This is a genomic window from Kitasatospora sp. GAS204B (genome assembly GCF_029892155.1).
GTDB lineage: Bacteria > Actinomycetota > Actinomycetes > Streptomycetales > Streptomycetaceae > Kitasatospora.
In genome coordinates this window covers 1-12,480 of the sequence record NZ_JARZAG010000013.1, presented here as the reverse complement: position 1 = coordinate 12,480, position 12,480 = coordinate 1, and the positions used below count along the sequence as shown (strand labels likewise).

Here is a 12,480-nt window from a genome sequence, read left to right as displayed (position 1 = left end):
GGGTCAGCCGCCGATCGTCAGTTGCTTGGTCTCGGTGTCCTGGTCGATGTCCGAGGACCGGACGACCACCGCCGCGACCCACTCGCCGGCGAGCGGGATCTGCGCCGTGCCGGTCCAGCGCCCGGTGCCGGCCTTGGTCAGCGTCACCGGCAGCGGCCCGATGTCGCGGTCGGGCAGCGTGAAGGAGAGCTGGGTCTCGGGCACGTCCACCGGCTTGCCGGCGGTGTCGGCCACCAGCAGGGTGAGCTGGTCGGCGCCGGTGGTGGCCGGGGTGACGGTGAGGGTGGCGGTGCCCTTGGCCCCCTGCTCGGTGCCGCCGGTGTTGTAGGGCAGCTTGAGCTCCACGGTGCGGGCGCCGGCGCTCGGCGCAGGCGCGGCGGTGCTCGCACCGGCGGCGGCGACCTGGGCCGCCACCCGGCCGGGCGGCGAGTTGGTCAGCAGCGTGGTCACCACCAGCACGCCGATCGCCACCATCGCCTCGATCAGCACTGAGCGCCGCAGCCCGGCCTGTGCCGGTGAGCCGTCCTGCGCCCGGCGCACCCCGGCCGTCGCCACCGCTGCCCGCTGCCGGGCCAGTTGGGCCTGCCGCTTCGGGTCGTCGGTGGCGTCCCTGGTGGCCTCCTCAGCTGCGTTCGCCGCCTCGCCGACCGTGGCGGCGACCCGGACGTCGACCTGTTCGACTTCCTGTGCCAGGCCCTCCGTCAGGTCCACGGCCACCGCACCCACCGCACCCGCCCGCAGCCGCGCCGTCCAGCGCCGCGAGAACCAGGCCGCGGCCAGCATCAGCAGCACCAGACCGACCTTGATCAGCAACAGCCGCCCGTACTCGGTGTCCACCAGCGCGCCCCAGGAGCCGACGCCCCGCCAGGCCTGGTAGACGCCGGTCGCCACCAGCGCGGCCACCGAGACCAGTGCGACCTTGGAGAACCGCTCGGCCACCACCGCCCCGGCCCCGTCCCGCAGCGCGAAGAGCAGCGCGACCAGGCCACCCAGCCAACAGGCCATCGCGATCAGGTGCAGCATGTCGAAGGGCAGCGCGACCCAGACCTGGATCCCGACCGCCGCGTGGTCGGCCGCCGCCCAGGTGGCCGCCAGCCCCAGCGCGAGCAGCGCCCCGCCCACTCCGAGCGCCAGCCGCGCCTCGCGCAGCGGCCGGTCGGCGGCTCGCCGCTCCAGGCGCCGCAGCTCGTCCTCCTCCGGATCACCGGTCGGCGCCTGCGCCTGCTCGGCGGCGGTGTCCTGCTGACCCAACTGCCCCACCAGCAGCGACAGGAAGACCCCGGCCGCGGCCAGCAGCAGCAACCGCGCGGCCAGCGCGGTGCCGAGGCGCTCGTCCAGCGAGCCGCGCACCAGCGAGAGGTTGAACGCCTGGCCGAGCCCGCTGCCCTGCTCGTACGGGCCGCGCAGCAGCAGCACCGCGACGGTGGACGCGAGCAGCGCGACCCAACCGCCCATCAACAGCCGCTGCACCGCCCGGGTCCGGGCCCCGCGCGGCCAGCAGAGCAGCACGAAGGCCGCCACCCCGACGAGCAGCGCGAACGCCCCGTACGCCACCGCCCGCCCGGTCCCGTACAGCGCGGAGACCGTGCCGTTCGCCTGGGCGCCCTGGATCTGCGAGGCGGAGACCGAGGTGTCCGAGGCCGCGCCGATCGAGAAGGTGAAGGCGCCGCCGACCACGTGGGTGTCCGCCGAGACGGCCCGCCAGGCCACCGTGTAGGTGCCGTTGCCGAGGCCGGGACGGAGCGCGACGGTGGCGGTGTCGCCCTTGCCGTCGGCGTGTCCCGGGTTGCCGAGGTCGACCGGCTTGCCGGCCGGGTCGAGTACCCGCACCGAGTCGCCGAACAGCGACACGCCTTCGCTGAAGGTGAGCGTCACGGCGGCCGGCTCGGTGGCCACCACCGAGTTCTGCGCGGGGTCGGTCTGCAGCAGTGCCGCGTGCGCGGCGGCCGGGGAGGCGGTGCCGATCAGCAGGATCAACAGGGCGCCCGCGGTGGCGAGCCAGGTCCGGGCTTTGCGCAGCAGCATCTGGAGGTCAGCTCCCGGGACGGTAGGTGAGGGGTTTCACCGGCACCTCGACGGTGATGGTGCCACTGTGCGCGAAGGTCAGGTCCAGCTCCAGCTGGTCGCCGACGGCGGGTGGCTTCTGCCAGCCCATGATCATCAGGTGGGTGCCGCCGCGGCTCAGTTGCAGGGTGCCGTCGGCCGGGACCGGCAGGCTGTCCACCTCCCGCATGGTGGTGTCGGTGGACTGGTGCATGCTCACCGAGCCGGCCCCGGGGCTGCTCACCCGCACCAGGGTGTCCGCCGCGCCGCCGGTGTTGCGGACCGTCAGGTACCCGGCCGCCATGCTGTCGTCGCCGCTCGCGCCCGCTGGGAGCGGGATGTAGGAGTCGGTGACGCTCAGCTTGGCGCTCGCGCCGGATCCGCCGCCGCTGCCGCCGCAGGCGACCACTATGGCGCTCGCGGTCAGCGCGGCGGCCACCGCGGCGCCGGCCAGCGCGGTGCGCCGGAAGTCCCGGGAGGCGGGCATCAGGCCGCCACCCCCTTGGCGAACAGCGGCAGGTCGTGCTCGAAGGTGGCGGTGGAGGTGTCGCTCAGGTAGACCACGTGGGCCTTGTCGTCGGAGGGCTGGAAGGCCAGCACCTGGGCGCCGTGGGTGGAGGTCACCGTGCCGTCCTTGTTGACGATCGGATCCTCGACCAGGATGCCCAGGCTCTGCGCGGCGGCCTTGACCGTGGTCAGGTCGCCGGTCAGCCCGATGAAGTTCTTGTTGAACGAGTCCAGCCAGGTCCGCAGCACCTTGGGGGTGTCGACCTGCGGGTCGGTGGAGACGAAGACCACGTTGATCTCGGCCTGCTGGTCGGCGGGCAGCTTCTGCAGGGCCACGCCGATGTCGCCCATGGTGGTCGGGCAGACGTCCGGGCAGCTGGTGTAGCCGAAGTAGAGCAGCGTGGTCTTGCCCGCGGTCTGCTTGCGCAGGTCGAAGGGCTGGCCGCTGGTGTCGGTCAGCACCAGGTCGGGCTTGTCGAAGTGCTTGGCCAGCACGGTGCCCTGGTAGGGCGAGTTCTGGGCCTGCTGGGAGACCACGGCCACCGGGCCGGCGCTCTTGGTGGTGCCCGAGCCGCAGGCGGTCAGCGCGAGGGCGGCGGTCAGCGCGAGAGTGGCGGCACCGGCGGCCCGGCGGCGGGAGGAGAGGAACTTCATGCTGTGGCGGTCCGTTCGTGAGGGCTCGTGGCTGGTGGGGCCGTCCGCCGGGGCCGTCCGCTCGGGTGCGGATCGGACGGCCCCGGCGGCTGGCCGTGGCTAGGAGGTCGGAGTGCCGCGCTTGCCGCGCAGGCCGAGCACGCCGAGCCCGGCACCGAGCACGCCGACCACGATGCCCACCACGCCCAGCGTGCGGGCGGTGCCGTCGTCGGACTTGCCCGCGGCGGTGCTGGTCGGCACGTTCACCGCGGCGGCCTGGGTGGTGTTCGCGGCGGGGGTGAGGGTCAGCGTCGGGGCGGGGTGCTGCGGCTCGGGCTGGCCCTGCTTGGCCTCGTCGATCCAGCGCACCACGGTGCCGTCGTCGTAGGTCTGCAGCGCCTTGAAGACCAGCTTGTCGGTGTCCTTGGGCAGCGGGCCGAAGGAGATCTTGAACTCCTGGAACTGGCCCGGGCCGACCTTGCCGGTGGCGTCGGCGGTCCAGGTGATCTTGCTGACCGCATCGGAGACCGAGTCGCCGTCGTCGGTCTTCACCGGCGTGTCCAGGTGGGTCTTGTCGACGGTGGCGGTCCAGCCGGGCACCGGCTGGGTGGACACCGAGGCGATCGGGTGATCGGTGGGCACGGTGACCTCGAGCTTCACCGTGCTCGCCTTGTCGCTCTCATCCGGCACCCGGAAGGCGACGGCGGTGTAGCCGCCCTGCTGGGCGGTGTTCGGCTGCACGGTGACGTGCGCGAAGGCGGGGACGGCGGTGGCCAGCAGGGCACCGGCCGCCAGGACGACGGCGGTGGCGCAGCGGCGGGCGGAATGCGAACGCATCGGGGCGGTCTCCATCGGGAGCAGGGCACAGGGGTGCCCCGGAGAGTGGGGTGATGACGGGTGCGAAAGGCGCGCCCGGACCCCGGACCGTCAGCCGGCTCAGTGTCGATCCCGGTGGTGACGGCGGGTCAGCGCGCGCAGGCCGCCACCGGCGGACCACGCCGGATCACGCTGTGCCGCAGCGCGGCCGCCACCGGCAGCCGCCGGTCTCCCGCCCCGGGGCACGGCCCGCGTACCCCGGCGCCGGCCGCCCTGAGCAGGCCGCGCAGCACCGCGGCGACCAGCGCCAGTGCCCGACTCAGCGGGGCGGTCCACTGCCGCGCCTCACGGGCGGCGCTGCCGGCCAACTGGACCAGCCGCCACACCGCCACCTCACCGCGCCGTAGCCACCAGCCGGCCACGACCGCGGCGAGCAGGTGGCCGAGCAGCATCACGGGGGTCACGCCGAACTGCCACCAGGCGCCGGTGGTGGTGGCGTGGTAGGCGTTCGGATCCAGACCCGCGCTGCTCAGCAGCTGTGCGGGGCTGATCCCGGCGGGCAGCGTGTGCGCCATGCCGGGCATGTCGTTGCAGATCAGCCGCCCGGCGACCTGATCCATCGTCATCCCGGCCATCATGTGGCCGCCGGTGCCGTGGAAGAGCAGGTGCAGGCCGAGCTGACCGGCGCCCAGCGCACCGGCGATGCCGAGCAGCGAGCGTTCCCGCCCACCGAGCAGCGACGCCAGGGCGGTGACCAGGGCGAAGCCGAGCAGCAGGGTCGGCACGGCGATCTCGCCGCCACCGCCCATCAGGTGCCCGGCCGCGGCCACCACCGTGCAGACCAGCGCGAACGGGACCGCGCGCAGCAGCCGCAGGTCCCACGCCGCGCGCAGCGCGGGCCGGAGCGCCGGTGTGGCGTCCGGTGGCGGTGCGGGCTGGCGGTCGGTCATGGCCGAGCCATCATCTCACCGGGCCCCGGCCCGTTCGGGGCGGGGTGCGCACCGGTGGACGGGCCTGCTCCCGTTACTCCCGATGGCCCCGGCGCGAACGGGTGAGATGCGCGCCGTTCGGCATACCGTGCCGCGGCAGTCCATCCGCCGAATGGGCGGAGTGGCCGCGCAGCGACGGTTCATGGTCGGATCGCTCGGCAATACCTAGTTGTATGTGGAGCCCCAGCCAGGAGGGACCGGTCGTGGACATCTGGTGGACTCTGCACCTCAAGCGCGAGCTGGCGAGCGTTCCGCTGGCCCGGCGCTTCCTGCTCGGCACCATGGAGAGCGCCGGCGTCGACCCGCAGATCGCCCAGGACCTCGGCCTCGCGCTGACCGAGGCCTGCGCGAACGCGGTGGAGCACGCGGGCGCGGGCCGCGGCGACGGCTTCCAGGTCACCGCCGCGCTCGACGGCGACCTGCTGCGGATCGAGGTGATCGACTCCGGTCCCGGCCTGCCCGCCGCCCCGCACCTGGTGCCGGCCCGCCGCGCGCTGCCCGCCTTGCCCCCGCTGCCCGCCGCGCACCCGCACGCCCGCCCGCGCCGCCGCCGCGGCCGAGCCACCCTGCCGGGCCCCGCCGCCCTCGGCCCCGCCCGCCGCAGCCGCCCCACCCCCTACGACACCCACGTGCTCCCGCCCGGCCGCCCGCACCCCACCCTCCCCCGGCTGCCCGACCTGGACACCTTCCCCGACCTCACCGCCGAGTCGGGCCGCGGCCTCTTCCTGATCCGCGCCCTGACCGACCACGTCCGCCTGCAGAACCACCCGCAGCACGGCGCGATCGTCAGCTTCGACAAGGTGCTGAACCGCCCGGCGCTGCGGGTGGCCTCGTAGCGAACCTCACGAGCAGCGCGAGGCGAGCCCGTCGACCGTGGTGATCACGACGTCCGCCGCGGCGACCCGGGTGACCTTGCCGGTGCCCGGGTCCCAGAGCGCGACCCGGGCAGCGAGCGGGTCGAAGGTCAGCAGCGGCGCACCGTGCGGCAGGGGCGCTCCTTCGCTGGCGATGGCGCCGGCGAGCGGGCGCACGCAGACCGCGGTGGCGGAGAGCGCGTGGAAGGTGCGGGGGAGCTGCCGGGTGACGGCGGCGTGCCAGGCGGTGGCGGCGGCTCGGGTTCCGTGCTGGCTGGCGGCCGTGGCCATCACCAGGACGTAGAGCAGAGCCAGCGGGATGACCACGTACCGGCCCAGATCGGTGTGCAGCCAGCGGACGTATCCCGCGATCGCGAGCGTGAGGACGTACGCCGCCAGCCCGATGGCGAGCACGCGGAAGGCGGGCCACGTCTGATCGATTCCGCCCAGTTCGACATCGCCCGTCCGCATCCCGAATTCCCACAGGTAGGACCGGTAGGAGAAGTCGCCGATCTGCTGCAGAAACGGCGGGACGAGCGTGATGAGCAGGGGTACAGCCAGGGTGGCCAGCTTCCGCGCGCCGGTGCCGCGGACCAGGAACCGTAGCCCGAAGAAGGCGAAGACCGCGAGGAACGGTGCCGCGCGCCCCCACAAGCTGCCGGACGGCGCGAGGAGCCCGGCCACCACCGACAGGAGCGTGGCGGCGCTCGCCCCGACGGCCGCGATCAGCAGCCGGAACCTTCGGGTCCCCTCCTGGCCGAACGTCAGGTAGAGCGCGAAGGCGAAGAGCCCGACGAAGGGAGCCAGCGTGGCAGCGCTCCACAGGGGCTGGCTGAACAGCGCCAGCGCGATGCCCGCCACGAAGACGGCAACGAACCGCGCGATCGGCGTGCCGCCGTCGCGGAGCAGGTAGCGGCCGCTGGTCTCCCCGTCCGGGCCGTGCAGCACCGCGCCGGCCGACCGGGCGGGGCCGTTGTGCAGCGCGGCCCGACGCTCGAACTCCTGCGCGGCGGCTGAGCGGGAGCGTGCGTCGATCGACTCCGTGTCGTCGCGCAGCCCGAGGTCGGTGAGCAGCCGATCGAGGCCCTTCGCGGTGCGGGGCGGACGGCGCACGTAGTAGCTCTTGCGGCGCATCGCGCTCGGCTCGAGCACCCAGCCACCGCGGACATCCACCAGCACGCCGTACGGTTTCACCAGCCGCCATACCTTGAGCTTGGCCAGGGTCACGGCCATCCACCTGCCGCCGACCAGTGGAATGTCGACGAACCAGTGGGAATCCAGCTCGGGGTCCTGGAAATCCGCGTCAGGTACGCAGTTCCAGTTCGCCTCCCGAAAGGCTGTCAGAATCAGTTCGGTGTCTGCCTGATGAAGCGAGAGAGCGACCCGAATCCGCAGGTCGAAGTCGCCTCCGGGGAGCACCGGCACGGGCGGCTCCCCCGGTCCGGCGGGCGGCTGCGGGGGCATGGCGGGCTGCTCGGTTCGACGGCGTGGCAAGAGATTGGAGAGACTCATCTCGACTCTCGGGTAGGAGATTTCGGTCGGTCTCAAGAATTAGCACTCGCCGCTGACAGCCTTCAGGGATATCACCGAACGTCGATCTGGCCGACTTCCGGGACGTAATCTCCCCCCATGACCGACTGGGACCTCAAGAAGCTCCGCATCCTGCAAGCCCTGCACGAGTACGGCACGGTGACCGAGGCCGGGGCCCGGCTCAACCTGACGCCGTCGGCGGTGTCGCAGCAGTTGGCGGCGCTGGCGCGGCAGGTGGGGGTGCCGATGGTGGAGCCGTACGGGCGGCGGGTGCGGTTGACTGCGGCGGCCCGGCTGGTGTTGCGCCATGCGGATCGGGTGTTCGGTCAACTGGAGGAGGCCGAGGCGGAGTTGGCCGGCTATCTGCACGGGGAGGCGGGGGAGGTGCGGGTCGGGGCGTTCGCGACGGCGATCACGGCGCTGGTGGTGCCGGCGGTGGTGCGGTTGCGGGAGCGGGCGCCGCGGTTGGCGGTGCGGGTGGTGGAGGCGGAGGCGGCCGAGGCGGTGGCGCTGCTGGCCGCCGGGGAGGTGGACGTGTCGGTCTCGCTCAACGTGCGGGGGAGCGTGGCCCGGGACCCGAGGTTCGTCCAGCTCCCGGTGCTGGACGACCCGTTGGACATCGCGCTGCCGCTGGACCACCCGTGGGCCGAGCGGGCGGGGCTGCGGCTGGCCGACCTCGCCGGCGAGCCGTGGATCTTCGGCGCGGCCGGCCCGTGGCGGGACATCACGCTCGGCGCCTGTGCCGAGGCCGGGTTCGTGCCCGAGCGGGCGCACACCGCCGCCGACTGGGCGGCCATCCTCGCCATGGTCGGGGCCGGGCTCGGCGTGGCGCTGGTGCCCCGGCTGCTGGCGGGCGGTGGGGGCCCGGTGGTGGTCCGCACGCTGCCGGCCGACCTGCCCAACCGCCGGGTGGTGGCCGCGGTGCGGGCCGGCACCGAGCAGGCGCCGCCGCTGCGCCGGGTGGTGCGGGAAATCGTTAAGTCGGGCTCAACGTTTTGATCAGTTCTTTGCGATGGACCTGAAGGGTCGTCGGCTCCCAGAGTGGAGCCATGACCACCTACGACCCCGCATACGCCGACTACCAGGACCTCGCCGCCGACGCTCCCTACCGCCGACTTCCCGACCTGGCCGACCGCCGGCTGGGCGCCGCCGTCCTGGCCGCCAGTGACGAGTTCTTCGCCGAGCGCGAGAACCTGCTGCGCCCCGAGGCCGCCGTCTTCCGCCCGCACACCTTCGGCCCCAAGGGCCAGCTGATGGACGGCTGGGAGACCCGCCGCCGTCGGGGCGCGGACACCGCCCACCCGCACCCGACCGCCGCCGACCACGACTGGGCGCTGATCCGGCTCGGGCTGCCGGGGTCGATCCACGGGATCGTGGTCGACACCGCGCACTTCCGCGGCAACTACCCGCAGCGGATCGGCGTCGAGGCCGCCGAACTGCCCGGCCAGCCGGGCCCGCGCGAGCTGCTCGACCCGGGGGTGCGCTGGCAGCGGCTGGTCCCGCCCACCGCCGTAAAGGGCCACGCCGCCAACGGTTTCGCCGTCGAGGACCGCCGCCGCTTCACCCACCTGCGGCTCACCCAGTTCCCGGACGGCGGGATCGCCCGGCTGCGGGTGCACGGCACCGGGCTGCCCGACCCGGCCTGGCTCGCCGCGCTGGGCACCTTCGATCTCGCGGCGCTGGAGCACGGCGGCAGCGTGGAGGACGCCTCCGACCGCTTCTTCTCGCCGCCGCTCAACCTGATCCTGCCCGGCCGCTCCCGCGAGATGGGCGAGGGCTGGGAGAACCGGCGCCGCCGCGACCAGGGGCACGACTGGGTCCGGCTGCGGCTGGCCGGGCGCGGCATGATCCGGGCGCTGGAGGTGGACACCGGCAACTACCTCGGCAACGCGGCCGGCTGGGCCGCGGTGCTGGGCTTCGACGCCACCGACCCGCGGGCCGGCGACCCGGCCGACCCCACCGCACCCGGCTGGTTCGAGCTGCTCCCGCGCACCGGGCTGCGGCCGGACGCCGTGCACCGATTCGTGCTCGGTGCGGGCACCCGCCCGGCCACCCACGCCCGGATCGACGTCTTCCCCGACGGCGGCGTCGCCCGGCTGCGCCTGCACGGCTCGCTCGCCTAGCGGGTGCCCCGGCCCGGGCGCATTGTGGAGTTATGTTGCATCGGATGCACGCCGAATACGGCGATCAGGGCCGATCCGGCCCGGTGAAGCAGTGGCACATGGTCCAGGACGACAGCCTGACGGGCCTGTGCGGACGCGACCTGGTCGAGGGGGCGGCCACCCTCGCACCGACCGAGTGGGGGCAGACCCAGGAGGTCTGCTGCCGGGCCTGCGGGGTGCTCTGGTTCCAGTCGGTCCCGTTCCTGGCCGACGAGCACGACCGGTCGAAGTACCTGCCGCACGAGAGCCCCTAGGACCGGACAGGACCTAGCGTCGCCGGGGCGGCAGCGGGAGCGGACCCGGGCCCTTGACGATGCGCATCGTCGGGGCGGTCTCCAGGTGCCGCACCGCGGGCAGCGAGGCGATCCGGGTGGTGAGGTAGCCGTAGAGCTCCTGGACGTCCCGGGTCAGCACCACCGCGTGCAGGTTGGTCGGCCCGGTGGTCGCGCAGGCGTAGGCCACCTCCGGGTGGGCGGCCAACGCGGCTCCGGTGGCGGCGAGTTCGGCGGGGGCGACGGAGAGCCACAGGGTGGTGTGGGTGCGCACCTGGAAGATCCGCCAGTCCACGTCCAGGTCGAAGTAGAGCACCCCGCAGCCGGTCAGCTCGTCCAGCCGGCGCCGCACCGTGCTCGCCGACCAGCCGGTCGCGGCGGCCAGTTCGGCCAGCGGCGCCCGGCCGTCGACGGCCAGCGCGTCGAGTAGCCGCCGGTCCGCCTCGTCCAGCGTCGGCGGCGGCCCGGGCGGCCGTTCGGTGGGTGCGTCGGCCGGTGCGTCGACGGTCAGCGCGGCCACCTGCCCGCCGGTCAGCGTGCCGGACTTCACCACCATGCTCTGCGCGCCGCCGAAGAAGGTGTGCATCACGCAGTGCGCGGTGACGCCGACCACGCTGGGGGTGCGCGGCAGTCGCTCCAGCAGCAGCGAGTGGTCGGCCTGGGTGGGGTGGGCCCGGGTGGAGCAGTTGATCTCGGTGCCGCCCGAGTTGAGGGTCACCCAGGCGGTGTCCTCGCGGCGGGCCAGCGCCTCGGCGACCGTACCGGCGGCGTCCGGGGTGCACTGCACCCGGACGTGCCAGCGCACCTCGCCCAGCGCCTCGGGGGCGGTCAGCCCCAGCACCCGGATCCAGTTCGCGCCGCGCAGTCTGGTGTAGCGGCGGGCCACGGTCTGGTCCGAGACGCCCAGCACCGCCGCGATCCGGCTGAACGGGGCCCGGGCGTTCAGCTGAAGGGCATGGACGAGCTGGCGGTCCAGCTCGTCGAAGGTGTCGGATTCCATCGGATCAGGGTACTGGATGTCGAAATTCGCCGGATCAAGTCGGCCGGCTGGGGAATTCGAGTGGGCCCGTTCATCGTAGGGGTCGTTCATTCCACAATTCCCGATCGGAGCCACCCGTGCGCAAGTGGATACCCCTGGCGGCGATCTGCCTGGGTGCGTTCATGCTGCTGGTCGACGTCAGCATCGTGAACGTCGCGCTGCCCAAGATGTCGACCGACCTGCACTCCTCGTTCACCTCCCTGCAGTGGGTGGTGGACATCTACGCCCTGGTGCTGGCCGCGCTGCTGATGGCGCTCGGTTCGCTGGGCGACCGGCTCGGCCACCGGCGGCTCTACCTCGGCGGCCTGGTCGTCTTCGCCGTCGCCTCGCTGACCTGCGCGCTCGCGCCGGACGCGGCCACCCTGATCGCCTCCCGGGCGGCCCAGGGGATCGGCGGCGCCGCGATGATGACCTCGACCACCGCGCTGCTGAACGGCGCCTACCACGGCCGGGACCGGGGCACCGCGTTCGGTGTCTGGGGCGCGGTCAACGGGGCCGCGGCGGCCGTCGGGCCGGTGCTCGGCGGGCTGCTCACCGACCAGTTCGGCTGGCGCTCGATCTTCATGGTCAACGTCCCGGTGGCGGTGCTCGCGCTGCTGATGACCGTGGGCTACCTCAAGGGCGGCGCGGGTGCGGCGCGCGGTCGGCTCGACCTGGCCGGTGCGCTGAGTTTCACCGTCTTCGCCGGTGCGCTGACCTACGGGCTGATCGAGAGCGGCGACAAGGGCTGGGGCAGCCTGCTGGTGCTCGGCTCGATCGCGGTGAGCGTGCTGGCGCTGGTCGTCTTCGTCGTGGCCGAGCTGCGCGGCGGCCGGGACGGGCACCCGCTGCTCGACCTGGGCCTGCTGCGCAACCGCACCTTCCTCGGCCTGCTGCTGGGCGGCCTGCTGCTCACCGCCGCGGCCTTCGCGCAGCTCACCTACACCTCGCTCTGGCTGCAGCAGGTGCTGGACCTCAGCCCGCTCGACGCCGGCCTGGCGGTCTGCCCGCTGGCGCTGGCCGCCTTCGTGGTGGCACTGGTCAGCGGCAAGGTGGCGCACCGGCTGGCGCCGCAACTGCCGATCGGCGTCGGGCTGCTGCTGATCGGCGGCGGCACCCTGCTGCTCGGCCTGGTCTCGGCCGGCTCCGGCTGGGCCGCGCTGCTGCCGGGCCTGCTGGTGACCGGGGTCGGCGTCGGGATGTCCACGCCGCTGCTGATGTCCACCGCGCTGGCGGCGGTGCCGCGCGAGCGGGCCGGGATGGCCAGCGGCGCGGTCAACACCGCGCGGCAGCTGGGTTACGCGCTGGGCATCGCGCTGCTCGGCACCGTCTTCCAGGACCGGGTACGGCAGTTCACCGGCCACGTCGCCGGGCGCCCCGACCTGCACGTGGCCTTCGCGGCCGGGCTCGACCGGGTCTTCCTGGTGGCGGGCTGCACCGGCCTGGTGGCGGGCGTGCTGGTGCTCGCCCTGGTCCGGCGCACGCCGGCCCCCGCCTGGGGCGGCGGCGTACCGGGGCAGCCGGCGCAGGCCCAGGCAGCGGCTCCGGTAGACGCGGTGGCCTAGTAGGGCTTGGTCAGGTTCGTGTGGGTGTGGGTATGTCGCGGTGGCAGGTAGGGCATGCGCCGGCCCAGGTGGCGAGGAGTAACTGCAGCTC

The 12,480-nt window shown here is 73.8% G+C and carries 12 protein-coding genes; 5 read left to right on the top strand and 7 right to left on the bottom strand.

The window, feature by feature from the left end; all coding sequences use genetic code 11:
- Positions 1–3: 3 nt before the first annotated feature.
- The 5 genes from P3T41_RS19000 to P3T41_RS18980 form a co-directional block, all read right to left on the bottom strand.
- Positions 4–2,025: a copper resistance protein CopC gene (locus P3T41_RS19000; RefSeq protein WP_280691137.1), complete on the bottom strand. Its 2,022-nt coding sequence runs from the start codon at positions 2,023–2,025 to the stop codon at positions 4–6.
- Between the two features lie 7 nt (positions 2,026–2,032).
- On the bottom strand, positions 2,033–2,530 hold the full coding sequence (locus P3T41_RS18995; RefSeq protein ID WP_280691136.1) for a copper chaperone PCu(A)C: 498 nt from the start codon (positions 2,528–2,530) through the stop codon (positions 2,033–2,035).
- Positions 2,530–3,204, bottom strand: coding sequence for an SCO family protein (locus P3T41_RS18990; RefSeq protein ID WP_280691135.1), 675 nt, complete (start codon positions 3,202–3,204; stop codon positions 2,530–2,532). Before P3T41_RS18990 ends, P3T41_RS18995 begins: the two co-directional genes overlap by 1 nt.
- Before the next feature lie 99 nt (positions 3,205–3,303).
- The gene (locus P3T41_RS18985; RefSeq protein WP_280691134.1) at positions 3,304–4,020 is read right to left on the bottom strand and encodes a YcnI family protein; all 717 of its coding nucleotides are present in this window, start codon (positions 4,018–4,020) and stop codon (positions 3,304–3,306) included.
- Positions 4,021–4,148: 128 nt separating this feature from the next.
- A complete protein-coding gene (locus tag P3T41_RS18980) occupies positions 4,149–4,949 on the bottom strand; it encodes a hypothetical protein (protein ID WP_280691133.1) in 801 nt (266 codons plus the stop codon).
- Between the two features lie 242 nt (positions 4,950–5,191).
- Between P3T41_RS18980 and P3T41_RS18975 the strand changes: the two genes are divergently transcribed.
- On the top strand, positions 5,192–5,824 hold the full coding sequence (locus P3T41_RS18975; protein WP_280691132.1) for an ATP-binding protein: 633 nt from the start codon (positions 5,192–5,194) through the stop codon (positions 5,822–5,824).
- Positions 5,825–5,830: 6 nt separating this feature from the next.
- On the opposite strand, the gene P3T41_RS18970 is transcribed toward P3T41_RS18975, so the two are convergent.
- Entirely contained in the window at positions 5,831–7,069 is a 1,239-nt protein-coding gene (locus P3T41_RS18970) for a hypothetical protein (RefSeq protein ID WP_280691131.1), read from the bottom strand.
- Between the two features lie 402 nt (positions 7,070–7,471).
- Here P3T41_RS18970 and P3T41_RS18965 point away from each other — a divergent pair, with 402 nt between their 5' ends.
- The 3 genes from P3T41_RS18965 to P3T41_RS18955 are packed head-to-tail and all read left to right on the top strand — an operon-like array spanning position 7,472 to position 9,788.
- A complete protein-coding gene (locus P3T41_RS18965) occupies positions 7,472–8,371 on the top strand; it encodes a LysR family transcriptional regulator (RefSeq protein ID WP_280691130.1) in 900 nt (299 codons plus the stop codon).
- Positions 8,372–8,421: 50 nt separating this feature from the next.
- Positions 8,422–9,495: an allantoicase gene (gene alc / locus P3T41_RS18960; protein WP_280691129.1), complete on the top strand. Its 1,074-nt coding sequence runs from the start codon at positions 8,422–8,424 to the stop codon at positions 9,493–9,495.
- 44 nt (positions 9,496–9,539) lie between these two features.
- Positions 9,540–9,788 carry a hypothetical protein gene (locus P3T41_RS18955; protein WP_280691128.1) on the top strand — a complete coding sequence of 83 codons (249 nt, stop codon included), beginning with the start codon at positions 9,540–9,542 and terminating at the stop codon, positions 9,786–9,788.
- A gap of 13 nt (positions 9,789–9,801) precedes the next feature.
- Here the strand turns inward: P3T41_RS18955 and P3T41_RS18950 are convergent, their stop codons facing one another.
- The gene (locus P3T41_RS18950; protein WP_280691127.1) at positions 9,802–10,806 is read right to left on the bottom strand and encodes an AsnC family transcriptional regulator; all 1,005 of its coding nucleotides are present in this window, start codon (positions 10,804–10,806) and stop codon (positions 9,802–9,804) included.
- A gap of 116 nt (positions 10,807–10,922) precedes the next feature.
- On the opposite strand from P3T41_RS18950, the gene P3T41_RS18945 reads away from it, so the two are divergent.
- Positions 10,923–12,389, top strand: coding sequence for an MFS transporter (locus tag P3T41_RS18945; RefSeq protein WP_280691126.1), 1,467 nt, complete (start codon positions 10,923–10,925; stop codon positions 12,387–12,389).
- Positions 12,390–12,480: the final 91 nt, after the last annotated feature.

What these genes read in the sequence shown, in the direction of transcription:
- P3T41_RS19000 (WP_280691137.1), bottom strand. Translation starts at nt 2,025, where the DNA reads ATGCTGCTGCGCAAAGCCCGGACCTGGCTCGCCACCGCGGGCGCCCTG.
- P3T41_RS18995 (WP_280691136.1), bottom strand. Translation starts at nt 2,530, where the DNA reads ATGCCCGCCTCCCGGGACTTCCGGCGCACCGCGCTGGCCGGCGCCGCG.
- P3T41_RS18990 (WP_280691135.1), bottom strand. Translation starts at nt 3,204, where the DNA reads ATGAAGTTCCTCTCCTCCCGCCGCCGGGCCGCCGGTGCCGCCACTCTC.
- P3T41_RS18985 (WP_280691134.1), bottom strand. Translation starts at nt 4,020, where the DNA reads ATGCGTTCGCATTCCGCCCGCCGCTGCGCCACCGCCGTCGTCCTGGCG.
- P3T41_RS18980 (WP_280691133.1), bottom strand. Translation starts at nt 4,949, where the DNA reads ATGACCGACCGCCAGCCCGCACCGCCACCGGACGCCACACCGGCGCTC.
- P3T41_RS18965 (WP_280691130.1), top strand. Translation starts at nt 7,472, where the DNA reads ATGACCGACTGGGACCTCAAGAAGCTCCGCATCCTGCAAGCCCTGCAC.
- alc (WP_280691129.1), top strand. Translation starts at nt 8,422, where the DNA reads ATGACCACCTACGACCCCGCATACGCCGACTACCAGGACCTCGCCGCC.
- P3T41_RS18955 (WP_280691128.1), top strand. Translation starts at nt 9,540, where the DNA reads ATGCACGCCGAATACGGCGATCAGGGCCGATCCGGCCCGGTGAAGCAG.
- P3T41_RS18950 (WP_280691127.1), bottom strand. Translation starts at nt 10,806, where the DNA reads ATGGAATCCGACACCTTCGACGAGCTGGACCGCCAGCTCGTCCATGCC.